Source organism: Mesorhizobium sp. Root552 (assembly GCF_001427285.1).
Taxonomy (GTDB): Bacteria; Pseudomonadota; Alphaproteobacteria; order Rhizobiales; family Rhizobiaceae; genus Mesorhizobium.
The window spans coordinates 105636-128634 of sequence record NZ_LMFV01000045.1; the positions used below are offsets into that span (position 1 = coordinate 105636).

At 60.8% G+C, this 22999-nt stretch carries 22 protein-coding genes and 1 riboswitch; of the genes, 20 read left to right on the top strand and 2 right to left on the bottom strand.

Annotated elements, in window-relative coordinates; all coding sequences use genetic code 11:
- Nucleotide 1: 1 nt before the first annotated feature.
- Entirely contained in the window at nt 2–418 is a 417-nt protein-coding gene (locus ASD50_RS15575; protein ID WP_056243023.1) for a DUF1636 family protein, read from the bottom strand.
- A gap of 36 nt (nt 419–454) precedes the next feature.
- Nucleotides 455–660, bottom strand: a riboswitch (cobalamin riboswitch).
- 29 nt (nt 661–689) lie between these two features.
- Nucleotides 690–1889: a winged helix-turn-helix domain-containing protein gene (locus ASD50_RS15580; protein ID WP_056243026.1), complete on the bottom strand. Its 1200-nt coding sequence runs from the start codon at nt 1887–1889 to the stop codon at nt 690–692.
- 329 nt (nt 1890–2218) lie between these two features.
- On the opposite strand from ASD50_RS15580, the gene ASD50_RS15585 reads away from it, so the two are divergent.
- From ASD50_RS15585 to ASD50_RS15680, 20 genes are all read left to right on the top strand, one after another.
- A complete protein-coding gene (locus ASD50_RS15585) occupies nt 2219–2584 on the top strand; it encodes an NADH-quinone oxidoreductase subunit A (RefSeq protein WP_056243028.1) in 366 nt (121 codons plus the stop codon).
- Nucleotides 2575–3156, top strand: a complete 582-nt coding sequence (locus tag ASD50_RS15590; protein ID WP_056243030.1) for a NuoB/complex I 20 kDa subunit family protein — start codon at nt 2575–2577, stop codon at nt 3154–3156. Before ASD50_RS15585 ends, ASD50_RS15590 begins: the two co-directional genes overlap by 10 nt.
- A 6-nt stretch (nt 3157–3162) precedes the next feature.
- Nucleotides 3163–3768: an NADH-quinone oxidoreductase subunit C gene (locus tag ASD50_RS15595; protein ID WP_056243032.1), complete on the top strand. Its 606-nt coding sequence runs from the start codon at nt 3163–3165 to the stop codon at nt 3766–3768.
- Nucleotides 3769–3777: 9 nt separating this feature from the next.
- A complete protein-coding gene (locus tag ASD50_RS15600) occupies nt 3778–4968 on the top strand; it encodes an NADH-quinone oxidoreductase subunit D (RefSeq protein ID WP_056243034.1) in 1191 nt (396 codons plus the stop codon).
- A complete protein-coding gene (locus ASD50_RS15605) occupies nt 4965–5927 on the top strand; it encodes an FkbM family methyltransferase (protein WP_056243036.1) in 963 nt (320 codons plus the stop codon). The genes ASD50_RS15600 and ASD50_RS15605 overlap by 4 nt, the downstream gene beginning before the upstream one ends.
- Before the next feature lie 21 nt (nt 5928–5948).
- Nucleotides 5949–7166 (top strand): NADH-quinone oxidoreductase subunit E, encoded by a 1218-nt coding sequence (locus ASD50_RS15610; RefSeq protein WP_056243038.1) that lies wholly within the window; start codon nt 5949–5951, stop codon nt 7164–7166.
- Between the two features lie 10 nt (nt 7167–7176).
- Complete coding sequence (gene nuoF, locus ASD50_RS15615) at nt 7177–8481, top strand: NADH-quinone oxidoreductase subunit NuoF (protein ID WP_056243040.1); 1305 nt, start codon at nt 7177–7179, stop codon at nt 8479–8481.
- 85 nt (nt 8482–8566) lie between these two features.
- Nucleotides 8567–9271, top strand: a complete 705-nt coding sequence (locus ASD50_RS15620; RefSeq protein ID WP_056243042.1) for an NADH-ubiquinone dehydrogenase — start codon at nt 8567–8569, stop codon at nt 9269–9271.
- A gap of 75 nt (nt 9272–9346) precedes the next feature.
- Entirely contained in the window at nt 9347–11428 is a 2082-nt protein-coding gene (gene nuoG, locus ASD50_RS15625) for an NADH-quinone oxidoreductase subunit NuoG (protein WP_056243044.1), read from the top strand.
- A 3-nt stretch (nt 11429–11431) separates the two neighbouring features.
- Nucleotides 11432–12475, top strand: a complete 1044-nt coding sequence (gene nuoH, locus ASD50_RS15630; protein WP_056243046.1) for an NADH-quinone oxidoreductase subunit NuoH — start codon at nt 11432–11434, stop codon at nt 12473–12475.
- Entirely contained in the window at nt 12475–12966 is a 492-nt protein-coding gene (nuoI, locus tag ASD50_RS15635; RefSeq protein WP_056243047.1) for an NADH-quinone oxidoreductase subunit NuoI, read from the top strand. Before nuoH ends, nuoI begins: the two co-directional genes overlap by 1 nt.
- Before the next feature lie 165 nt (nt 12967–13131).
- The gene (locus tag ASD50_RS15640) at nt 13132–13752 is read left to right on the top strand and encodes an NADH-quinone oxidoreductase subunit J (RefSeq protein WP_056243049.1); all 621 of its coding nucleotides are present in this window, start codon (nt 13132–13134) and stop codon (nt 13750–13752) included.
- 1 nt (nt 13753) lies between these two features.
- Nucleotides 13754–14062, top strand: a complete 309-nt coding sequence (gene nuoK, locus ASD50_RS15645; RefSeq protein WP_056106704.1) for an NADH-quinone oxidoreductase subunit NuoK — start codon at nt 13754–13756, stop codon at nt 14060–14062.
- An 11-nt stretch (nt 14063–14073) separates the two neighbouring features.
- A complete protein-coding gene (gene nuoL / locus ASD50_RS15650; RefSeq protein ID WP_056243051.1) occupies nt 14074–16059 on the top strand; it encodes an NADH-quinone oxidoreductase subunit L in 1986 nt (661 codons plus the stop codon).
- A 264-nt stretch (nt 16060–16323) separates the two neighbouring features.
- Nucleotides 16324–17829 (top strand): NADH-quinone oxidoreductase subunit M, encoded by a 1506-nt coding sequence (locus ASD50_RS15655; RefSeq protein WP_056243053.1) that lies wholly within the window; start codon nt 16324–16326, stop codon nt 17827–17829.
- Nucleotides 17830–17847: 18 nt separating this feature from the next.
- Complete coding sequence (gene nuoN / locus ASD50_RS15660) at nt 17848–19284, top strand: NADH-quinone oxidoreductase subunit NuoN (RefSeq protein ID WP_056243056.1); 1437 nt, start codon at nt 17848–17850, stop codon at nt 19282–19284.
- Complete coding sequence (locus ASD50_RS15665; RefSeq protein ID WP_056243059.1) at nt 19284–20111, top strand: biotin--[acetyl-CoA-carboxylase] ligase; 828 nt, start codon at nt 19284–19286, stop codon at nt 20109–20111. The genes nuoN and ASD50_RS15665 overlap by 1 nt, the downstream gene beginning before the upstream one ends.
- Nucleotides 20112–20192: 81 nt before the next feature.
- On the top strand, nt 20193–21863 hold the full coding sequence (locus ASD50_RS15670) for a ribonuclease J (RefSeq protein ID WP_056243060.1): 1671 nt from the start codon (nt 20193–20195) through the stop codon (nt 21861–21863).
- Nucleotides 21864–21965: 102 nt separating this feature from the next.
- Nucleotides 21966–22370, top strand: a complete 405-nt coding sequence (gene mce, locus ASD50_RS15675; protein WP_056243063.1) for a methylmalonyl-CoA epimerase — start codon at nt 21966–21968, stop codon at nt 22368–22370.
- Nucleotides 22367–22636, top strand: a complete 270-nt coding sequence (locus ASD50_RS15680; RefSeq protein ID WP_056243064.1) for a DUF1467 family protein — start codon at nt 22367–22369, stop codon at nt 22634–22636. Before mce ends, ASD50_RS15680 begins: the two co-directional genes overlap by 4 nt.
- The last annotated feature ends 363 nt before the right edge of the window (nt 22637–22999 follow it).

A 22999-nucleotide genomic window follows, 5' to 3' on the forward strand; every position in this document is an offset into this window, starting at 1 on the left:
GTCAATCCTTCAACAGATGGAGGGGAGGGATGCGGGCGACGAGGCCGCGCTTCAGGCAATCGGGACGGCCACGCCAGGGCATGAGCTCGTCAGGGCTGGCGGCGAAAAGTTCGGCGCCCTCGACGAGATCGGCACCGCTTGTCGGCGCAAGGTCGCCGAAGACGTAGCCCCAGCCGCCGGTGCGCAGGATGGATGCGCTCAGCCGGCGCTTGCAGTTGCCAAGGCATTCGACGGTGCGGATATCGACGCCGCGGCCCGTGGCGGCGCTACGCGCGCTTTCAGCCAGCAATTCGCCGGCGCGGGGGTGGGAGTCGGCTCCGCTCTCGTCGCGGCATGTCGTGCAGACGATAACCGTGACCGCGGCACGGCCCGATTGGCCGCTATCTGATTCAACTGGAAAATTGCCGTCGCAATCCAAAACGTGCTCCTTGCCCGGGACACCCGCCAGGCGGTCGGATTCTTTTCTGCAGACGGCAGGTCTCCTGGCTCGCGGGTCGTTGCCTTGCTGCCGCCTTCCCGGGGCTCTGCCCAGTGGTGTCCGGCTTGGCTCGTCGCTTACAGTTGCGGGGACAGCCGCGGATTTGAGGTCGTGGAACCTCGCACCGCATTCCCTCTTAGCTCCCCTCTTTTGGAGAGGAGACCGTCTGTGGCGGATTTAGGCTTGAGGAGGTGGGCGTGTCAACGCGTGGTTACGACGCTTTGATAGCGGCCAGCGACGGACCAAGATCGCCAACAGGCGTGACCTCGATGCGGTCGAGGCCAAGCCAGCCCTGCATGAGCCGCAGTTCCTCGAACAGTTCCGATGCCGTTTCGGGCGGCGCGCCCGGTTCGGCATAGGCGGCGTGAACCCGCAAAACCCCAGATGGGCGGTCGGCTTTCAGGTCGATGCGTGCCACGATCCTGTCACCGAGCAGGAAGGGCAGGACATAGTAGCCGTATTGCCGCTTTTCGGCCGGCGTATAGATTTCGATGCGGTAGCGGAAACCGAACAGGCTTTCGGTGCGCGTGCGTTCGAAAACCAGCGGATCGAAAGGGGCAAGCAGGGCGCGAGCCTCGACCTTGCGCGGCAGGCGCGCATCCTTGTGGAGGTAAGCTGGCCTTGCCCAGCTCTCGATACGGACGGGAATCAGATCGCCTTCCTCCACCAGTTCCTCGATGCGGCCTTTGATGTCGGCTGGTGAGAGCCGGAAGTAGTCGCGCAGGCAACCGGCGGTGGCGATGCCGTGGGCGCGTGCGGAAATGCGCAGAAGTTCGCGGTGTGCGTCGGCGGGTGCTGGCGTTGGCAAGTTGAGGATTGCCGGCGGCAGTACGCGCTCGGGCAGATCGTAGAGGCGCTCGAAGCCGCGCCGGTAAGCGGTGGTGATGCGGCCTGCCCAGAACAGCCATTCGAAGGCGTGCTTGGCTTCGCTCCAGCCCCACCAGCCGCCGGAACCCTTCTGGCCTTCGAGGTCGGATGCGGCAATCGGGCCACGCGCTGCCACCTCGCGATAAATCCCTTCAATGTAGCCGGCGCGTTCGCGCCCGAATTTTGCCAGGGCGCCATATATGTCGTCGCCGCGCTCGGCGCGCTGCATGCGCCAGCGCATCAGTGGATAGGTCTCGACGGGCAGCAGCGATGCCTCATGCGCCCAGTACTCGAACAGCAAGCGCTTGCGTGATTGCGTTGCGTTGTCGAGCAGGGAAAGTGGGTACGACCCTAACCTAGAGTAAAGCGGCATGTAGTGCGCGCGCACCACGGCGCTGACGGAATCGATCTGCAGCAGGCCGGTGCGCGACAAGGTTCTGGCCAGGTGCCTGCGGTCGATGGGGCCGGCAGGGCGGGGCAGGCTAAAGCCTTGTGCAGCCAGTGCTATGCGGCGTGCCTGTGCGAGCGAGAACTTCTCTTTCATGCGTTCTTTTCGTCGATGCCGGCAGTGCAGTGCGGTGAGTTGATTCCACCCATGCTAGCAGTGAAACCGCCACGATACTGTCAGGAGTAAAAGTGGAGTAAAAAGTGAAGGAAATCAAACAAGAGCTGGAACGACCAGTTTTGCTTTATAAGCGTGCGAGCGCCATCTTTTGGCCAAGGTTTGACTTGCTTCGGGCAACCGGCTGCGCTAACCCTCGCCGCGTTGCAGCATGGGACCGGCAAGCGGTTCAGCGATTAACTGTCGCGCTTCCGTATCATGGCCTGCTGCTATAGCTTCAGGCGGGATAGCCGCTAACGGAAAGTTGCAGCATGAACGCATTGCTGAGTTCGTATCTGCCGATCGTGATTTTCATCGGCGTGGCGCTGGTCGTGGGACTGGCCCTGATCATCGCACCGTTCCTGGTGGCGTATCGCAATCCGGATCCGGAAAAGCTTTCCGCATACGAGTGCGGCTTCAACTCGTTCGATGATGCACGCATGAAGTTTGACGTGCGCTTTTACCTGGTGTCGATCCTGTTCATCATCTTCGACCTCGAAGTGGCCTTCCTGTTTCCTTGGGCGGTTTCCTTCGGGGAAATCGGCATGCTCGGGTTCTGGTCGATGATGGTGTTCCTTGGCGTGCTGACCATCGGCTTCGCCTATGAGTGGAAGAAAGGGGCGCTCGAATGGGATTGAGCGACAGTTCCGGCACGCTGGTTGCACCGCGGCCCAAAGGCATCCTCGATCCAAGGACCGGCAAGCCTATCGGGTCTGACGATCCTTTCTTCGTCGGCATCAACGACGAGCTGGCCGACAAGGGCTTTCTCGTCACGTCGACCGAGGCGCTGATCACGTGGGCGCGCACCGGCTCGCTGATGTACATGACCTTCGGCTTGGCGTGCTGTGCGGTGGAAATGATCCACTCCGCTATGCCGCGCTACGACAGCGAGCGCTTCGGCATCGCACCGCGCGCATCCCCGCGCCAGTCGGACGTGATGATCGTGGCCGGAACGCTGACCAACAAGATGGCGCCGGCGCTGCGCAAGGTCTACGACCAGATGCCGGAGCCACGCTACGTCATCTCGATGGGCTCGTGCGCCAATGGCGGCGGCTACTATCACTATTCCTATTCGGTGGTGCGCGGTTGTGACCGCATTGTTCCGGTGGACATCTACGTGCCTGGCTGCCCGCCAAGTGCGGAAGCTTTGATGTACGGCCTTCTGCTGTTGCAGAAGAAGATACGCCGTACCGGCACAATCGAGCGGTGATCGACAATGAGTGAACGCCTCAACGATCTTGCCGCTTACCTCAACGACAAGCTCGACGCCGATATACTGGAAAGCGTCGTTGCCTATGACGAGTTGAGCGTCACGGTGAAGGCCGGCGATATCGTCGATGTCGTGCGCTTCCTGCGCGACGATGCGAAATGCCAATTCGTGTCGATCATCGATGTCAGCGGGGCGGACTATCCGGCTCGCGCCAAGCGCTTCGATGTCGTCTATCACCTGTTGTCGCCGAAGCAGAACCTGCGCATCCGCGTCAAGATCGAGGCGAGCGAAGAGACGCTGGTGCCTTCGATTACCGGGGTGTTTCCGGGTGCCGACTGGTATGAGCGCGAAACCTACGATCTCTACGGCGTGCTGTTCTCCGGCCATCCGGATTTGCGCCGCCTGCTCACCGACTACGGTTTCGAGGGGCACCCGCTGCGCAAGGATTTCCCGCTGACAGGCTTTGTCGAGGTTCGCTACGACGACGAGGCCAAGCGGGTCATCTACGAACCTGTGGAGCTGAAGCAGGAATTCCGCAATTTCGATTTTCTCTCGCCTTGGGAAGGCACGGACTACGTGCTGCCGGGCGACGAGAAAGCGAAGACGAACTGAGGCACGGGCATGGCTGAAACCTCGGTACGCAACTTCAACATCAACTTCGGTCCGCAGCATCCTGCCGCGCACGGCGTCCTGCGCCTCGTGCTCGAACTGGACGGCGAAGTGGTCGATCGCGTCGACCCGCATATCGGGCTCTTGCATCGCGGCACTGAAAAGCTGATCGAGCACAAGACGTATCTGCAGGCGGTGCCTTATCTCGATCGTCTCGACTATTGCGCGCCGATGAACCAGGAGCATGCGTTCGCGCTTGCCGCCGAGCGCCTGCTCGGCATCGAAGTGCCGAAGCGTGGCCAGTTGATCCGGGTGCTCTATTCCGAAATGGGCCGCATCATGTCGCACATACTCAATGTGACGACACAGGCCATGGACGTCGGCGCGCTGACGCCTCCGCTGTGGGGCTTTGTCGAGCGCGAAAAGCTGATGGTGTTCTATGAGCGCGCCTCGGGCTCGCGCATGCATGCTGCCTATTTCCGGCCGGGCGGCGTGCATCAGGATTTGCCGCAGAAGCTTGTCGAGGATATCGGCAAGTGGATCGATCCGTTCCTGAAATCGGTTGACGATCTCGATGCGCTTTTGACGCCCAACCGCATCTTCAAGCAGCGCAATGCCGATATCGGCGTGGTGTCGCTGGAAGACGCCTGGGCATGGGGCTTTTCAGGCGTGATGGTGCGCGGCTCGGGCGCTGCCTGGGATCTGCGCAAGTCGCAGCCTTACGAGTGTTATTCCGAACTCGAGTTCGACGTTCCGATCGGCAAGAACGGCGACTGCTACGACCGTTACCTGATCCGCATGGAAGAGATGCGCCAGTCTGCCAGGATCATGCGCCAGTGCATCGATCTCCTGCTTGGCAAGGAAGCCGCCGGCCCTGTGTCCAATCTGGATGGCAAGGTGGTGCCGCCGAAGCGTGGCGAGATGAAGCGCTCAATGGAAGCGCTGATCCATCACTTCAAGCTCTATACGGAAGGCTACAAGGTACCCGCAGGCGAGGTGTATGCGGCCGTCGAAGCGCCGAAGGGCGAGTTCGGCGTCTATCTCGTTTCCGACGGCTCCAACAAGCCTTACCGCTGCAAGCTGCGCGCGCCCGGCTTTGCGCATCTGCAAGCCATGGATTTCCTGTGCCGCGGCCACATGCTCGCCGACGTGACCGCCATTCTCGGCTCTCTCGACATCGTCTTCGGCGAGGTCGACAGATGATGGCTGCGGTGGCGGACGATATCGTGATCGACGCCAGAAGCGGGCGCGTTGACAACGCGAACGCCGTCGAGCGCACGGCTATCGCCGCTCTTCGTGCAGCGCTCGCCGTCCTGCGCCCGTTCAGCAATTTCGGCATCTCCTATATCGCCCGCGCGGTGAGGACGTTCCTGCCGAGCAAGCGCTCCATGATCTTCGTGCTCGATCCGGACTGCCGGATGCGCGTTGCTTATTGCGACACCTATTGGTCGGTGCTGCTGCGCCGGAACTACCCTTACGAAAAGGCGCTGCATGCGCTGGTTGACCTCGCGCGCGACGTCGAGTTCGGGTTCATCGACGGCGGCGCCAATCATGGCTACTGGTCGATCCTGGTGTCGGGACCGGCTGCTGGCGCCAGGAAGACCGTGGCTATCGAACTTGCGCCGGATACCTACCGTGGGCTTGAGGAGAACTGGCAGCTCAACGACAAACGGTTCACCATTCTCAACCGAGCCATCGGCAAGGCAAGCGGCGAGCCAGTCAAAATCTACGGGCGCAAGCACGAGGCCCGTTCGACAGTCGCGCCCGGCGGCAATGCGACGGTGCTTTTCGAGAACGAGACGATTTCGCTGGACGATCTGGCGCGCCTGCCACTGTTCAAGGGGCTGGACAAGTTCATGGTCAAGCTCGACGTCGAAGGCGTGGAAGTGCCGGCGCTGGAAGGCGGCGAGGGGCTTTTGGCACGGGATACGGTGTTCATCTACGAGGAGCACGGATCGGACCCGAAGCACGAGACGACACGCCATGTTCTCGACGCGATGAAGTTGCGGGTGTTCTGGCTGGGTGGAGACAAGGCCCGCGAACTGAAGTCCGCCGACGAGTTGAACCGGATCAAGAAGTCCCGCCGCACAGGCTACGACATGATCGCAAGCAGAAGCCCGTTTTGGCTACAGCGCCTCGAAGCGGCAACGCTGGTGCACTGAAGCGGGAGCCAGGATCAGAAAATGACAGTTCGCAGACTAGCCGCCGCCGAAGTCCAGCCAGCCGGTTTCGCCTTCAACCGGGCGAATACGGCGGTGGCCAAGCAGTGGATCAAGAAGTATCCGAAGGGTCGTCAGCAATCGGCGATCATCCCGCTTTTGATGCTGGCGCAGGAACAGGAAGGCTGGGTGACGAAGGCGGCGATCGAGACGGTCTGCGACATGCTCGAAATGCCCTATATCCGTGGGCTCGAGGTTGCGACTTTCTACACCCAATACCAGTTGAGCCCGGTCGGCACGCGCGCTCACATCCAGGTTTGCGGCACGACGCCGTGCATGCTGCGCGGCGCGGAAGACCTGATGAATGTGTGTCGCTCGAAGATCCACCACGATCAGTTCCATACCAATGAGGATGGCACGCTGTCGTGGGAAGAGGTGGAATGCCTCGGCGCGTGCGTCAACGCGCCGATGGTGATGATTTTCAAGGATACCTACGAGGACCTGACGCCCGAGCGTCTGGCCGAGATCATCGATGCATTCGAGGCAGGCAAGGGCGCCTCGGTGCCTACGGGACCGCAGAACGGCCGTTTCCGGTCCGCGCCCGTCTCGGGCTTCAGCGCGCTCGTGGACGAAAAGGCCGTCTTGAAGACGACACGCGACCGCGAGGCCAAGGCCGCTTCCAAGGCAGCGGTTGCACCATCCAATGCTGCCAAGCCGAAGACAGATGCACCCGAAACAAGCCCGGCTTTGAAGACACCTTCCAAGGCAAAGGTCGCTCCTGCGGCAGAAAAAGCGGCGAGCGTGGCGGCTCCGGCTCATTCGGCCGCCAATGCCAACAAGGCGACCGCCAAGGTCGATGGTGCTGCCAAGCAGCGCCGCGGCGCCAAGGCCAAGGCCGAGCCGGCAGCCGCGTTCAAGGCGCCAGAAGCAAAGACCAAGGCGGACGCGAAGCCATCGCTTGAAGACAAGAACCGCCCGGCAGGCATAGCCCGCCCGACAGCGGTCGACGATCTCAAGCTGATTTCAGGCGTTGGTCCGAAGAACGAGAAAATCCTGCACGAGCTTGGCATCTTCACGTTCGCGCAAGTCGCTTCGTGGAAGAAGGCCGAGCGCGACTGGGTCGATGGCTATCTCAATTTCCACGGCCGCGTCGAGCGCGAGGATTGGGTGAAGCAGGCCAAGGCGCTCGCCAAGGGTGGCGTAGCCGAATACATCCGCGTTTTCGGCAAGAAGCCGGTCTGAGGGACGAACGATGCTTCAGGACAAGGATCGCATATTCACCAATATCTACGGCCAATTCGACCGTTCGCTGCAGGGCGCGATGGCGCGTGGATGCTGGGACGGCACCAAGGACATCATCGACAAGGGTCGCGACTGGATCATCAACGAGATGAAGGCGTCCGGCCTGCGCGGGCGCGGCGGCGCGGGATTCCCGACCGGTCTCAAATGGTCCTTCATGCCCAAGCAGAGCGACGGGCGTCCGAGCTATCTCGTCGTCAATGCGGATGAATCCGAGCCCGGCACCTGCAAGGACCGCGACATCCTGCGCCACGACCCGCACACGCTGGTCGAAGGCTGTTTGCTTGCGGGCTTCGCCATGGGTGCGATCGCCGCCTACATCTATGTGCGCGGCGAGTTCATCCGCGAGCGCGAGGCGCTGCAGCGGGCCATTGACGAAGCCTATGACGCCAAGCTGATCGGCAAGAACAACAAGAACGGCTACGACTTCGAAATCTATGTCCATCACGGCGCAGGCGCCTATATCTGCGGCGAGGAAACGGCGCTGCTCGAAAGCCTCGAGGGCAAGAAGGGCCAGCCGCGCTTAAAGCCGCCGTTCCCGGCCAATGTCGGCCTCTATGGCTGCCCGACGACGGTCAACAACGTCGAATCGATTGCGGCTGCGCCGACGATCCTTCGGCGTGGCGCGGCATGGTTCTCGTCTTTCGGACGCCCGAACAACGTCGGCACCAAGCTTTTCATGCTGGTCGGCCATGTGAACACGCCCTGCACGGTCGAAGAGACCATGGGCATCACCTTCCGCGAACTGGTCGAGACGCATGGCGGCGGCATTCGCGGCGGCTGGGACAATCTGCTGGCGGTTATTCCCGGCGGCGCATCGTGCCCTGTGGTCAAGGCCGAGGACATCATCGACTGCCCGATGGATTTTGACGGCCTGCGCGAGAAGAAATCCTCGTTCGGGACGGCTGCCGTGATCGTCATGGACAAGTCGACCGATATCGTGAAGGCAATCGCCCGGCTGTCCTACTTCTTCAAGCACGAAAGCTGCGGCCAATGCACGCCGTGCCGCGAGGGCACCGGCTGGATGTGGCGGGTGATGGAGCGGCTGGTGCGCGGGCAGGCGCAGAAGCGCGAAATCGACATGCTGCTGGACGTTACCAAGCAGATCGAGGGCCACACCATCTGTGCACTGGGCGATGCGGCTGCATGGCCGGTACAGGGCCTGATCCGCAACTTCCGGCCGGAGATCGAGCGGCGTATCGACGAGTTCACCCGCAACGCGCATCAGGTTCAGCCTGTGCTTGCGGCGGCGGAATAAGACCAATTCGAAAGTGCGGGCAAAGCCCGAAAAATGAGGAAACGCAACGAAGGTAGACGGAACGGAACGACACAGGAGAACTGAAATGTCGATGTTTCCCATACCCGATCATTTGCAAGCTGATTTGAACGAATTCGAGAAGATGAACCAGGACCTGACCAAAATGATGCCGAAGGAGGTGGCGAGTGCCATCAACCTGTTCGTGCACCCGGCTGCCGGCGCTGCCGCGCTTTCGGCGCTTGGCGTTGGCCTGGCCAGCCAGGCGTTCGGCATGTGGGTCGGTGCGCTGACCGGAGCCGTTGAGGCTTCGCAGCGGTTGATGCAGCCTCTGGCGGACGAGAGTGAAGCGCGCGAGGCGCTAGCGCCCGCCCAAGCAAGAAGTGTGCCGGCGAGCCGGGCGCGTGCGACCGCCAGGACATTGATTGCGGAAGCGCAGTCTCTGGCCAAGGAAGTGACCGAGGTGGATGCCGATGCCGGCAAGGCTGCCGCGCAACCGACAAAGGCGGCCGTTGCTGTCGATGCATCGGCAGCGGGCGAGATCATGCCGGAAGATTTCCGAAAGCCGGCAGCGCTGGAAAAGCCAGCGATCCCGGACGACCTGAAGGCGATTTCAGGCATTGGACCCAAGCTGGAGCAGGTGCTCAACGGTCTGGGTATCTGGACTTATGGGCAGGTAGCTGGCTGGAGCCCGGAGGAAATTGCCTGGGTGGATGACATGCTGGGTTTTCGGGGACGTATAGGACGCGACGACTGGGTAGGACAGGCGACCGCGTTATCAGCTGGAAAATAGTGACAAAAGGGTCGGGCGCGCCTGATAGCGCCCGCGACGGGAATTGCGGCAAAGGCCGACAGGGTTCGAGGCGACATGGCAAAGCTGAAGGTCGACGGGAAAGAAATTACAGTACCCGACCACTATACGCTGCTGCAGGCGGCGGAAGAGGCGGGCGCGGAAGTGCCACGCTTCTGCTTCCATGAGCGGTTGTCGATTGCCGGCAACTGCCGCATGTGCCTCGTCGAGGTGAAGGGCGGCCCGCCGAAGCCGCAGGCTTCGTGCGCCATGGGCGTGCGCGACCTGAGGCCCGGTCCGAACGGCGAATTGCCGGAAGTCTTCACCAACACGCCGATGGTGAAGAAGGCCCGCGAAGGGGTGATGGAGTTCCTGCTCATCAACCATCCGCTCGATTGCCCGATCTGCGACCAGGGCGGCGAATGCGACCTGCAGGACCAGGCCATGGCCTTCGGCATGGATTCCTCGCGTTTCCACGAGAACAAGCGCGCAGTCGAGGACAAGTATATCGGGCCATTGGTCAAGACGATCATGACGCGCTGCATTCACTGCACGCGCTGCGTGCGTTTCACTACCGAGGTGGCCGGCATTTCGGAGCTTGGCCTGATCGGCCGCGGCGAAGATGCCGAAATCACGACCTATCTTGAGCAGGCAATGACGTCTGAACTGCAGGGCAACGTGATCGACCTTTGCCCGGTTGGCGCCCTGACGGCGCGGCCATATGCCTTCCAGGCGCGGCCGTGGGAACTGACCAAGACCGAATCCATCGACGTGATGGATGCCGTCGGCTCGGCTATCCGTGTCGATTCGCGTGGCCGGGAAGTGATGCGCATCCTGCCGCGCGTCAACGAGCCGGTGAACGAGGAATGGATTTCGGACAAGACCCGCTTCATCTGGGACGGGTTGCGCACCCAGCGGCTCGACCGGCCTTACGTACGCCGCAACGGCAAACTCACTGCTGCGAGCTGGGCCGATGCTTTTGCCGCGATCAAAGACGCTGTCGCCAAGACGGCACCGGACAGGATCGGCGCGATTGCCGGCGATCTTGCCGCCGTCGAGGAAATGTACGCCCTGAAGCAGCTGATCAATTCGCTCGGCTCCAGCAATATCGACTGCCGCCAGGATGGCGCGGCGCTCGATCCGGCTCATGGCCGCGGCAGCTACATCTTCAATCCGACCATCGAGGGCATCGAGAATGCCGATGCGATCCTTATCATCGGCGCAAACCCGCGCTTTGAAGCCTCGGTGTTGAATGCCCGCATCCGCAAGCGTTTCCGTGCGAGCCCGCTGCCGATCGGCGTGATCGGCGATTTCGGCGATTTGCGCTACGACTATGAAGCGCTGGGAGCAGGACCGGAAAGCCTCAAGGATCTGGCCGACGGCAACGGCAAGTTCTTCCAGGCTCTGAAGAAGGCTGAAAAGCCGCTCATCATCGTAGGCCAGGGTGCGCTGGCGCGCGGCGACGGCGCGGCGGTGCTTGGACAGGCCGCCAAACTTGCCAAGGCAGCGAATGCCGTTAGGCCCGACTGGAACGGTTTTGCGGTGCTGCATAACGCTGCTGCACGGGTCGGCGGGCTCGACATCGGCTTTGTCCCGGGTGAGGGCGGCAAGGATGTTGCCGACATGATCGGCGCGACGGACGTTCTGTTCCTGCTCGGCGCCGACGAACTTGACATGGGCAAGGTGTCCAGCGGATTTGTGGTTTACATCGGCACGCATGGCGATGCCGGTGCGCACCGTGCAGACGTGATTTTGCCGGCTGCCACATACACTGAAAAATCGGGCACCTACGTCAACACCGAAGGCCGCGTGCAGCAGACCAATCGTGCAGGCTTTGCGCCCGGCGAGGCTCGCGAGGACTGGGCAATTTTGCGGGCGCTGTCAGATGTGCTTGGCAAGAAGTTGCCGTTCGATTCCCTGGCCCAGTTGCGGGCCAAGCTCTATGCCGAGCATCCGCATCTTGCTCGCATCGACCGGATCGAAGAAGGCGACACGGATCACGTCGTCAAGCTTGCCAAGCTGGGCGGCCGATTGAACAAGGCAGGTTTCGTTTCGCCGGTGCGCGACTTCTACCTGACCAATCCGATTGCACGCGCCTCGGCGGTGATGGCCGAATGCTCGGCGCTCGCCAAGGGCGGCTTCAAGCAGGCGGCGGAGTAGGACATGGATACTTTCTTCTCCTTCTACGTCCTGCCTGCGCTGATCATCCTGTTGAAGTCGGTCGTGCTGATCGTCGTCCTGCTGATTTTCGTGGCCTACATTCTTTATGCCGATCGCAAGATCTGGGCGGCCGTGCAGTTGCGCCGCGGTCCAAACGTGGTTGGCCCGTGGGGCCTGTTCCAGGCATTTGCCGATCTGCTCAAGTTCGTGTTCAAGGAACCGATCATTCCTTCGGGCGCGAACAAGGGCGTGTTCTTGCTGGCGCCCTTGGTTTCGGCAGTCGTGGCAATGACGGCTTGGGCGGTCATTCCGGTCAACGAGGGCTGGGCGATTGCCAACATCAATGTCGGCATCCTTTACGTGCTCGCCATTTCCTCGCTCGAGGTCTATGGCGTCATCATGGGCGGCTGGGCTTCCAATTCGAAGTACCCATTCCTCGGTGCGCTGCGTTCAGCGGCACAAATGGTTTCCTATGAAGTCTCGATCGGATTCGTCATCGTCACCGTGCTTTTGTGCGTCGGTTCGCTGAACCTGACGGATATCGTGATGTCGCAGCAGGATGGTCTCGGAACCCGTCTCGGCCTGACCAATTCCTTCCTCGACTGGCACTGGCTCGGCCTGTTTCCGATGTTCGTCATTTTCATCATTTCGGCAATGGCGGAAACCAATCGCCCGCCCTTCGACCTCGTCGAGGCCGAATCGGAACTGGTTGCCGGCCATATGGTCGAATACTCGTCGACGGCATTTTTGCTGTTCTTCCTCGGCGAATACGTTGCCGTGGTGCTGATGTGCGCGCTGACCACCATCCTGTTCCTTGGCGGCTGGCTGCCGCCGGTCGATGTGGCGGTGCTCAACTGGGTGCCGGGCATCATCTGGTTCGTGCTCAAGGTGTGCTTCGTCTTCTTCATCTTCTCGATGGCCAAGGCGGTTCTGCCCCGCTTCCGCTACGACCAGTTGATGCGGTTGGGCTGGAAGGTATTCCTGCCGATCTCGCTGTTCATGGTCGTCGCAACGGCCGCCTTCCTCAAGCTGACGGGGTTTGCCTGATGTCCGCGCTCGGCCAAGCGGCGAAGTCGCTGCTGCTCAAAGATATCGTCGCCGGCTACCTGTTGGGAATCCGGCAGTTCTTCGCGCCAAAGGAAACGATCAACTATCCGCACGAAAAGGGGCCGACCAGCCCGCGTTTCCGAGGCGAGCATGCCTTGCGCCGCTATCCCAACGGCGAGGAACGCTGCATTGCCTGCAAGCTTTGCGAAGCGATCTGCCCTGCGCAGGCGATCACCATCGAGGCAGGCCCGCGCCGCAACGACGGCACGCGCCGCACCGTGCGCTACGATATCGACATGGTGAAGTGCATCTACTGCGGCTTTTGCCAGGAAGCCTGCCCCGTGGACGCGATTGTCGAGGGGCCGAATTTCGAATTCGCGACGGAAACGCGCGAGGAACTTTACTACGACAAGGACAAGCTTCTGGCGAACGGCGACCGCTGGGAGCGCGAGATTGCGCGCAACATGGAAATGGACGCGCCGTATCGGTGAGTTTGCTGCTTTCCGCCACGATGGCGGGGGCAGATGGAATGACGGATGGACGGGGCGGGGTGCCTCGTCTAAGGAACACGCGGTTTCGGGACCGGAGGCGGACCGAGGCACAGAAAGCCGGTAGGGGTGAAAGCTCCGGCCGGACAAGGAAACCCGGGGGAACCCATGCTTAACGGACTAGAGGCGATCTTTTTCTACCTCTTCGCCTTTGTCGCGGTGGGATCGGCCTTCATGGTCATCTCGTCTCGCAATCCCGTTCATTCCGTGCTGTTCCTGATCCTCACATTCTTCAATGCGGCGGGACTTTTCCTGCTCGCCGGGGCCGAGTTCCTCGCGATGATCCTGCTCATCGTCTATGTCGGCGCGGTGATGGTGCTGTTCCTGTTCGTCATCATGATGCTCGACGTCGATTTCGCCGAGTTCAAGAGTGGGGCGTTGCAGTATGCGCCGATCGGGGCGCTGGTCGGGTTGATCCTTGCGGCCGAACTGGTCGTCGTGACCGGCGGCTACGTGCTGGCGCCGCAACTTGGTTCAGGCGCGGCGAAGCCGATCCCCGATCTTGCCACGCGCAGCAACACGGCGGCGCTGGGCGATATTCTCTACACGGACTACATCCATTTCTTCCAGATGGCCGGCATCGTCCTTCTGGTCGCCATGATCGGCGCGATCGTGCTGACGCTGCGCCACAAGCAGGGCGTCAAGCGCCAGAACATCGCGCGGCAGAATGCGCGCACGCTGGAAGAGGCCATCGAAGTCCGCAAGGTCGAGACCGGGAAGGGCATCTGACATGAGCGTCGGCATCGGACATTACCTGACACTCTCGGCGATCCTGTTCACCATCGGCGTGTTCGGCATCTTCCTGAACCGCAAGAACGTGATCGTCATCATGATGTCGATCGAGTTGCTGCTGCTTGCGGCCAACATCAATCTGGTCGCGTTCTCCTCGCTGCTCAACGATCTGGTGGGACAGGTTTTCGTGCTGTTCGTGCTGACGGTGGCAGCGGCAGAAGCGGCGATCGGCCTAGCCATTCTTGTGGTCTTCTTCCGTAACCGCGGCTCCATCGCGGTCGAAGACGTGAATATGATGAAGGGTTGACGGGACCGATCATGTATCAAGCTATCGTCTTCCTTCCCCTCATCGGCTTTTTGATCGTTGGGCTGTTCGGCACCTCGCTCGGCGCCAAGGCTTCGGAATACATCACCTCCGGGCTGCTGGTGATTTCGGCCGTGCTTTCGTGGGTGGCGTTCTTCTCGGTCGGCTTTTCTGAAACGGAAGTGTTCACCGTTCCGGTGTTGCGCTGGATCCAGTCCGGCGGCATCGATACGGCTTGGGCACTCAGGATCGATACGCTGACGGTGGTTATGCTGGTCGTCGTTAACACCGTGTCGGCGTTGGTGCATATCTACTCGATCGGCTACATGCACCACGACCCCAACCGGCCGCGCTTTTTCGCCTATCTGTCGCTGTTTACCTTCGCCATGCTGATGCTGGTGACGTCCGACAACCTGATCCAGATGTTCTTCGGCTGGGAGGGCGTCGGTCTTGCGTCCTACCTGCTGATCGGCTTCTGGTACAAGAAGCCGTCGGCGAATGCCGCGGCGATCAAGGCGTTCGTGGTCAACCGCGTCGGCGACTTCGGCTTTGCGCTTGGCATTTTCGGCGTGTTCGTGCTGTTCGGCTCGGTGAACCTCGGTACGATCTTCGCCAATGCCGCCTCCTTCGTCCCTGCCGAACATGGCGCTGAAGCTGCGGCGGGTGGCGAGGCGGTGCTGAACTTCCTCGGCTATGCGCTCGACAAGCAGGCAGCAATTACGGTGGTGTGCCTGCTTCTCTTCATGGGTGCCATGGGCAAGTCGGCGCAAGTGCCGTTGCATACCTGGCTGCCGGACGCCATGGAAGGCCCGACGCCGGTTTCGGCGCTGATTCACGCTGCCACCATGGTGACGGCTGGCGTCTTCATGCTGGCGCGCCTGTCGCCGCTGTTCGAGCTTTCGCACACGGCGCTTCTCGTGGTGACCTTTGTCGGCGCGATCACAGCTTTCTTCGCAGCGACGGTCGGCCTGGTGCAGAACGACATCAAGCGGGTTATCGCCTATTCAACCTGTTCGCAGCTCGGCTACATGTTCGTGGCGCTGGGCGTCGGTGCCTATGGCGCGGCGATCTTCCACCTTTTCACGCATGCCTTCTTCAAGGCGCTGCTGTTCCTCGGTTCGGGTTCGGTCATCCATGCCGTTTCGGACGAGCAGGACATGCGCAGGATGGGCGGGCTGCGCAAGCTGATCCCGACCACTTACTGGATGATGGTCATTGGCACACTGGCGTTGACAGGTGTCGGCATCCCGGTGACGGTTATCGGCACTGCGGGCTTTTTCTCCAAGGACGCCATCATCGAAAGCGCCTTTGTCGGCCATAATGCCGTCGCCGGTTTCGCCTTCATTCTGCTTGTCGTGGCGGCCTGCTTCACCAGCTTCTATTCGTGGCGCCTGATCTTCATGACGTTCCACGGCAAGCCGCGGGCGAGCCACGAGGTGATGCACCATGTGCATGAATCGCCGCCGGTGATGCTGGTGCCGCTGTTTATCCTTGCCGCCGGTGCACTGTTTGCCGGGTTCCTGTTCCATGACCAGTTCATCGGCGAAGCCTATGGCGAGTTCTGGAAGGCCTCGCTGTTCACGCTGCCCGACAACCACATCCTGCACGACATGCATGGCGTGCCGCTGTGGGTGAAGCTGTCGCCTTTCGTGGCGATGCTGATCGGGCTTTTGTTCGCGTGGCAGTTCTATATCCGCTCGCCGGAAACGCCGAAGCAGCTTGCCGCGCAGCATCGCGGGCTTTACGCGTTCCTGCTCAACAAGTGGTATTTCGACGAGCTCTACGACTTCCTGTTCGTGCGCGCAGCCAAGCGGCTCGGTCACTTCCTGTGGAAGACGGGCGACGGCAGGATCATCGACGGGCTTGGTCCTGACGGGATTTCGGCGCGCGTGGTCGATGTCACCAACCGCGTCGTCAAGCTGCAGTCCGGCTACCTCTATCACTACGCCTTCGCCATGCTGATCGGCGTTGCTGCACTCGTCACCTGGATGATGCTCTAGGGTCAGGATCTACCAATATGTTCGAAATGGCGCCTGAAACGGTAAAGAAATGCAAGGAGAACCTCGACGGTCGATGGGTGTCCATTGGCCAAGGGGTTCGACACGGCAAGTCGAAGCCGCTTGGGCGTCCTTCGGATGTGGTCTATCAGGCCAGCAACGTCGTCGCGAACGCTCGACAATGGTCGACATTGTCTTCGCCTTCGCTCCTAGTATCTGGCCAGATGGCCTCACACCATTTCGATCAGATTAGCAGGTTCTGACCCAATGACCGACTGGCCAATTCTATCGACGGTCACGTTCCTGCCGCTGGTTGGCGTGCTGCTCATATTGCTGATCGGCGACGACAATGAGAACGGTCGGCGCAACATTCGCTCGATCACGCTGCTGACGACCGTCGTTACCTTCGTGGTGTCGCTGTTTGTATGGATCGGCTTCGACAATTCGCAGGCCGGGTTCCAGATGGTCGAAAAGCACGAGTGGCTGGACTCGGGCATCTCCTACCATATGGGTGTCGACGGCATTTCGATGCTGTTCGTCATCTTGACGACATTCCTGATGCCGCTGTGCATCCTGGCTTCGTGGGAATCGATCCAGAAAAGCGTAAAGGCCTATATGATCGCCTTCCTGCTTCTGGAAACGCTGATGATCGGCGTGTTCTGTGCGCTCGACATCGTCCTGTTCTACGTCTTCTTCGAAGCCGGCCTGATCCCGATGTTCATCATCATCGGCGTCTGGGGCGGCAAGCGGCGCGTCTATGCCTCGTTCAAGTTCTTCCTCTATACGCTGCTTGGCTCGGTGTTGATGCTGCTCGCCATGATGGCGATGTTCTGGCAGTCCGGCACGACCGATATCCCGACGCTGTTGACCCATGCCTTCCCGGCTTCGATGCAGACGTGGTTGTGGCTGGCCTTCTTCGCGTCGTTTGCGGTGAAGATGCCGATGTGGCCGGTGCATACATGGCTACCCGACGCGCACGTGGAAGCGCCGACAGCGGGCTCCGTTATCCTTGCCGGCATCCTTTTGAAGATGGGCGGTTACGGTTTCCTGCGCTTCTCGCTGCCGATGTTCCCGATTGCTTCGGATATGTTCGCACCGATGGTGTTTGCGCTGTCGGTCGTGGCGATCATCTACACTTCGCTGGTCGCGTTGATGCAAGAGGACATGAAGAAGCTGATCGCCTATTCGTCCGTCGCGCATATGGGTTACGTGACGATGGGCATCTTTGCGGTGAACGCAGAGGGCATCCAGGGCGCCATTTTCCAGATGCTGTCGCACGGCCTTGTTTCCAGCGCGCTGTTCCTGTGCGTCGGCGTCATCTATGACCGGTTGCACACCCGCGAGATCGACGCCTATGGCGGCCTCGTCAACAACATGCCGAAATATGCGGTGGCGTTCCTGATCTTCACCATGGCCAATGTCGGCTTGCCCGGCACCAGCGGATTCGTCGGCGAATTCCTGACGCTGCTCGGTGCTTTCAAGGCCAATACCTGGGTGGCATTCTTTGCGACGACGGGCGTGATCCTGTCTGCTGCCTATGCGCTGTGGCTTTACCGGCGGGTCGTTTTCGGCACGCTGACCAAGGACAGCCTGAAAGGCATGCTCGACCTGTCCGGGCGGGAAAAGGCGATCCTCTATCCGCTGGTGGTGCTGACGATCTTCTTCGGCGTCTATCCGGCGCCGGTGTTCGACGCGACGGCGCAGTCGGTCAAGGCGCTGGTGACCAACGTCACCGCATCCATCAATGCCGCGCAGACCGCGGCTGCAAACTGACTGGAGATTTAGCGAACCATGACGCCGGAACTCTCCGCCAGTCTCGCACTGCTAACGCCGGAACTCATCCTCGCCGTCGGCGCGATGGTTCTGCTCATGATCGGCGTGTATTCGACCAGCCGCTCGAGCACGCTCGTCACAACGCTTGCGGTGCTTGTGATGGCCGCTGCCGCGGCATGGCTGCTTTTCTCGGTCGGCGAGGGTAAAGCGTTCGGCAATTCGTTCGTGGTCGATCCGTTTGCACGTTTCATGAAGGTGTTGACGCTCGTCGGCGCTGCAGTGACACTCGTCATGTCGGTCGGTTTCGCCAAGGCGGAAAAATTTGACAGTTTCGAGTATCCGATACTCGTGATGCTGTCGTCCACCGGCATGCTGTTGATGGCGTCGGCCAACGACATGATCGCGCTTTATCTCAGCTTCGAATTGCAGTCGCTGGCGCTCTATATCGTAGCTGCGATCAATCGCGACAGCCTGCGTTCGAGCGAGGCCGGCCTGAAGTATTTCGTGCTCGGTGCACTCGGCACCGGCATGATGCTGTACGGCATTTCGCTGGTCTACGGCTACACCGGCTCGATCGACTTCAATGTCATCGCCTCGACGCTTACGGGCGCGGAGCGGCAGGTTGGTGTCCTGTTCGGACTTGTCTTCATCCTAGCTGGCCTGGTCTTCAAGATTTCGGCAGCTCCTTTCCATATGTGGACACCCGACGTCTACGAGGGCGCGCCGACGCCGGTGACCGCTTTCTTTGCGGTGGCCCCAAAGGTTGCCACGATGGCGCTGATCCTGCGTCTTGTCATGGAAGCATTCCAGCCATCGGCCGGCGACTGGCAGCAGATCATCGTGTTCGTGTCCATCGCTTCGATGGCGCTTGGCTCGTTCGCGGCCATCGGCCAGCGCAATTTCAAACGCCTGATGGCCTATTCGTCGATTGGCCATATGGGTTTTGCTCTGGTTGGGCTTGCCTCCAACAGCGAAGCGGGCGTGCGGGGCGTCATCATCTATATGCTGATCTATGTGGCTATGACGCTGGGCACCTTTGCCTTCATCATCGCGATGCGGCGCAAGGAGGGGCAGGTCGAGACGATCGGCGATCTCGCCGGACTGTCCAACACCAATCCGGTTATGGCGACCATCCTCACCATCCTTCTGTTCTCGCTGGCAGGCATTCCGCCGCTCGCGGGCTTCTGGGCGAAATGGTACGTATTCCTCGCAGCCATCAATGCCGAACTCTATGCGCTGGCAGTTATCGGCGTGCTGTCTTCGGTCGTGGCTGCATTCTATTATCTCAGGATCATCAAGATCATGTGGTTCGACGAGCCCGTCGGCGGCTTTGAGCCGATGCCTGTCGAACTGCGTGTCGTGCTTGGTGCGTCCGGGGCTTTCGTGCTGTTCTACGTGCTGATTGGCGGTCCCATCGGCACCTATGCGCAGGCAGCCGCCAAGACGTTCTTCTGATGGCGTTCGCGCTCGCGCCGACAGCGGCATCCCAGGGATATCGCCTCGACGCGTATGACACGATCGGCTCGACCAATGCGCAGGCCTTGGAAAGCGCCCGTGCCGGCGACCCGGGCAAGCTTTGGGTCGTTTCGAAGAACCAGCAGAGCGGGCGTGGCCGGCGCGGACGAGCCTGGCTTTCGCCCGAAGGCAATCTTGCTGCAACCCTGCTGGTGGTCGCCGATTTCGAACTGAGGCTGGCTGCTACGCTCGGCTTCGTTGCGGGGCTGGCGCTTGCAGATTCGCTCGATGCGGTCGTGCCGAAGGGGCGTATTTCAATTGGCGTTGACGGCGGTAGTGGCGAAGGGCGTAACCGCTTCGAATTGAAGTGGCCTAACGATGTGCTTGCCTCCGGCGCCAAGATGGCCGGCATCCTTCTGGAATCGACGCTGCTGGACAACGGGCGCTTCGCCGTGGCAGTCGGCATCGGCGTCAATGTCGTTGCCTATCCGCAGGACGTTCCTTATCCGGCCACCTCCCTGAAGGCGCTGGGCGCCAATTGTGACGCGGAGATGCTGTTCCTCGCCCTCTCGGACGCCTGGCAGGAAAACGCGCGCCTATGGGGGGACGGGCGCGGCCTTGCCGCGATCCGCCGCCGGTGGCTCGAGCGCGCTGCGGGCATCGGCAGCGAGGTTGCTGTCAGAATTGACGGTAATGTGGTGCGTGGCACGTTCGAAACCATTGACGACGACTGCCGTTTCGTGATCCGCGATAAGAACGGATCTGTCGTGACGATTGCGGCTGGCGATGTTCATTTCGGCGCGGTTGCTTCAGCCGCAGCCGTTTGAGGAAACGCTCCGGGCAGGGGCGGCATAGCAAGAAGCTTTGGCCCTGAGGGTCCGTCGGCTCTCTTCGAGAAAGGTATGACGATGGCGCAAGCGGAAAATGCCGAACTGGTTTTCGTGCCGCTTGGCGGTGTCGGGGAGATCGGCATGAATTTCGCGCTCTACGGCTATGGGCCGGCCACGGCGCGCGAGTGGCTTGTCGTCGATGTCGGCGTGACCTTCCCGGACCCGTCGCATCCCGGCGTCGACCTGATCCTGCCCGATACCCGTTTTATCGAAGAGAACATTGCCAATTTGCGCGGCATTGTCATCACCCATGCGCACGAGGATCACTACGGCGCGCTGCATGACATCTGGCCCCGCCTCAAAGCGCCGGTGTGGATGACGCCGTTCTCGGCCGGCCTGCTGGAGGCCAAGCGCCAGGGTGAGCAAGGCGCACCGAAAATTCCGGTGACAGTCTATCGCGCCGGGGAAAAATTCACGATTGGCCCGTTCGAGATCGAGGCCATTCCAGTGGCTCACTCCATTCCCGAACCTATGTCACTGGCGATCACAACGCCTGCTGGCACAGTGATCCATACCGGTGACTGGAAGATCGATCCTGCACCGACGCTTGGTCCTAAAACCGACGAGGCCCGTTTCCGCGCCTATGGCGACAAGGGCGTGCTGGCGCTGATCTGCGATTCCACCAATACGTTGAGGGAAGGGGATTCACCCTCGGAGCAGGAGGTCGGCGCCAGCCTGAAGACGCTGATTGAACAGGCCAAGGGCCGCGTCGCGATCACAACCTTTTCCTCGAATGTCGGCCGCATCATCTCCATTGCGCGCGCGGCGCGCGATGCAGGGCGCAAATGCCTCGTGCTTGGCCGCTCACTGAAACGAGTGATCGATGTTGCCGACGAGCTTGGCTACATGGATGGCCTGCCGGAATTCGTCGCCGAGGAAGATTACGGTTTCATCGACCGGAAAAACCTGGTGATCATCTGCACGGGCAGCCAGGGAGAGCCGCTGGCAGCACTTGCGAAACTTTCGCGTGACGAGATGAAGACGGTTTCGCTGACGGCTGGCGATACGGTGATCTTTTCCTCGCGCACCATTCCCGGCAACGAGAAGGCGATCCTCGAGATCAAGAATCGCCTCATAGATCTCGGCATGAAGATCATCGAGGACGGCGATGCGCTTGTGCACGTCTCCGGCCATCCGCGACGCAGCGAACTGAAGCGCATGTACGAATGGGTGCGCCCGCAAATCGGCGTGCCCGTGCATGGCGAGGCAGCGCATCTGGTTGCGCAGGGCTCGCTGATGGCGATGTCCGGTATCGCCCAAGTGGCGCAGATTCGCGATGGCGACATGCTGCGGCTATATCCGGGGTCTGCAGCAATCATCGACCAAGTGCCGTTCGGACGCGTCTACAAGGACGGGCGGCTGGTTGGCAGCGACGAGGCGATGGGTATCAAGGACCGGCGCAAGCTGTCGTTTGCCGGTCATGTCGCCGTGAATGTCGTGCTCGATGACAAATATGAACTGGCGGGCGATCCTGATCTGGTGGCGATTGGCGTTGCCGAAACCGATGCCAGCGGCGAGACGCTGGAGGATCTGATGCTCGATGCGGCAATCGGCGCGGTGGACTCAATCCCTCGTCAGCGCCGAAAAGACCTCGACCTCGTCCAGGAATCCGTACGCCGTGCCGTCAGGGCTGCGGCAAACGAAGCCTGGGGGAAGAAACCGCTGGTTACGGTGTTCGTGACGCGGTGAGGTACAAGGGAGCAAGGGGATAGGGCGGCAAGGCGGTAGGTGTGCAGCGATGGCGATACACTCTCAGTTCTTCCTTACTGCCTCTTGCCAGACGGAGCCCGCATGCTTGGACGCCTGAACCATGTTGCTGTCGTGGTGCCTGATCTGGCCACTGCAGTCGCCACCTATCGTGAAACGCTCGGCGCCCGTGTGACAGAGCCGCAGACATTGCCCGAGCATGGGGTGACGGTTGTTTTTATCGATGTCGGCAACACCAAGATCGAGCTTCTGGAGCCTTTGGGCGAGGCATCGCCCATTGCCGCATTCCTGGACAAGAACCCATCCGGGGGCATGCACCACGTCTGCTACGAGGTCGAGGATATTCTGGCCGCGCGCGACAAGCTTAAAGCCGGTGGTGCGCGCGTGCTTGGTGACGGTAATCCAAAGACCGGTGCGCATGGCAAGCCTGTCCTGTTCCTGCACCCGAAGGACTTCTTCGGCACGCTGATCGAACTGGAACAGTCATGAACTGGATCTCGTTCACTGCGCTGTTCTTTGTGCTGTGGTGGCTGGTTCTTTTTGCGATCCTGCCGTTTGGGGTCAAAACGCAGGAAGATGACGGCGATATCACGCTGGGCACGATACCGAGTGCGCCGCGCGGGCCGCACATGCTGCGCGCCGTGCTTTGGACAACGCTTGTGACGGCAGCGATCATGGCCGTTCTCTACGTTGTTACAAACGTGCTGGGCTTTGGCTTTGACGATATCCCGCGCATAGTCCCCGATTTCAAGTGAAGCCGTTCGTCGTGCCAGGGTCTGACCTTGGCGACGATACCTGCCGGTAGATATCTGCACAAAAAAAATGCAAGGCACGAGGCCTTGCAATAAACGCGTCCGATCTGTGTTCCGTTGTCCGGCGGCAGCGAGTAACCGCGCCTAGATCGCATCCTCCCAAGACTTTGACCGCGTAGGAGGGCAGATTTTGCTCCGCCCTCTCGATTATCGAGGCACACTAGACCAACGCCCGCAAGAAAGTCACTACAAATTTTGCCCATAAACCGACTTAAATGTGCTGCATTGCACAATAAAACTGCGGTCAATGCCTGCAGAGTAGCCAGGGTATGACTGCGGCATCATCGCGATCCATCAACTGATGGG

Coding starts and splice junctions, on each gene's coding strand:
- ASD50_RS15580 (WP_056243026.1), bottom strand. CDS start 1,889: ATGAAAGAGAAGTTCTCGCTCGCACAGGCACGCCGCATAGCACTGGCT.
- ASD50_RS15585 (WP_056243028.1), top strand. CDS start 2,219: ATGAACGCATTGCTGAGTTCGTATCTGCCGATCGTGATTTTCATCGGC.
- ASD50_RS15590 (WP_056243030.1), top strand. CDS start 2,575: ATGGGATTGAGCGACAGTTCCGGCACGCTGGTTGCACCGCGGCCCAAA.
- ASD50_RS15595 (WP_056243032.1), top strand. CDS start 3,163: ATGAGTGAACGCCTCAACGATCTTGCCGCTTACCTCAACGACAAGCTC.
- ASD50_RS15600 (WP_056243034.1), top strand. CDS start 3,778: ATGGCTGAAACCTCGGTACGCAACTTCAACATCAACTTCGGTCCGCAG.
- ASD50_RS15605 (WP_056243036.1), top strand. CDS start 4,965: ATGATGGCTGCGGTGGCGGACGATATCGTGATCGACGCCAGAAGCGGG.
- ASD50_RS15610 (WP_056243038.1), top strand. CDS start 5,949: ATGACAGTTCGCAGACTAGCCGCCGCCGAAGTCCAGCCAGCCGGTTTC.
- nuoF (WP_056243040.1), top strand. CDS start 7,177: ATGCTTCAGGACAAGGATCGCATATTCACCAATATCTACGGCCAATTC.
- ASD50_RS15620 (WP_056243042.1), top strand. CDS start 8,567: ATGTCGATGTTTCCCATACCCGATCATTTGCAAGCTGATTTGAACGAA.
- nuoG (WP_056243044.1), top strand. CDS start 9,347: ATGGCAAAGCTGAAGGTCGACGGGAAAGAAATTACAGTACCCGACCAC.
- nuoH (WP_056243046.1), top strand. CDS start 11,432: ATGGATACTTTCTTCTCCTTCTACGTCCTGCCTGCGCTGATCATCCTG.
- nuoI (WP_056243047.1), top strand. CDS start 12,475: ATGTCCGCGCTCGGCCAAGCGGCGAAGTCGCTGCTGCTCAAAGATATC.
- ASD50_RS15640 (WP_056243049.1), top strand. CDS start 13,132: ATGCTTAACGGACTAGAGGCGATCTTTTTCTACCTCTTCGCCTTTGTC.
- nuoK (WP_056106704.1), top strand. CDS start 13,754: ATGAGCGTCGGCATCGGACATTACCTGACACTCTCGGCGATCCTGTTC.
- nuoL (WP_056243051.1), top strand. CDS start 14,074: ATGTATCAAGCTATCGTCTTCCTTCCCCTCATCGGCTTTTTGATCGTT.
- ASD50_RS15655 (WP_056243053.1), top strand. CDS start 16,324: ATGACCGACTGGCCAATTCTATCGACGGTCACGTTCCTGCCGCTGGTT.
- nuoN (WP_056243056.1), top strand. CDS start 17,848: ATGACGCCGGAACTCTCCGCCAGTCTCGCACTGCTAACGCCGGAACTC.
- ASD50_RS15665 (WP_056243059.1), top strand. CDS start 19,284: ATGGCGTTCGCGCTCGCGCCGACAGCGGCATCCCAGGGATATCGCCTC.
- ASD50_RS15670 (WP_056243060.1), top strand. CDS start 20,193: ATGGCGCAAGCGGAAAATGCCGAACTGGTTTTCGTGCCGCTTGGCGGT.
- mce (WP_056243063.1), top strand. CDS start 21,966: ATGCTTGGACGCCTGAACCATGTTGCTGTCGTGGTGCCTGATCTGGCC.
- ASD50_RS15680 (WP_056243064.1), top strand. CDS start 22,367: ATGAACTGGATCTCGTTCACTGCGCTGTTCTTTGTGCTGTGGTGGCTG.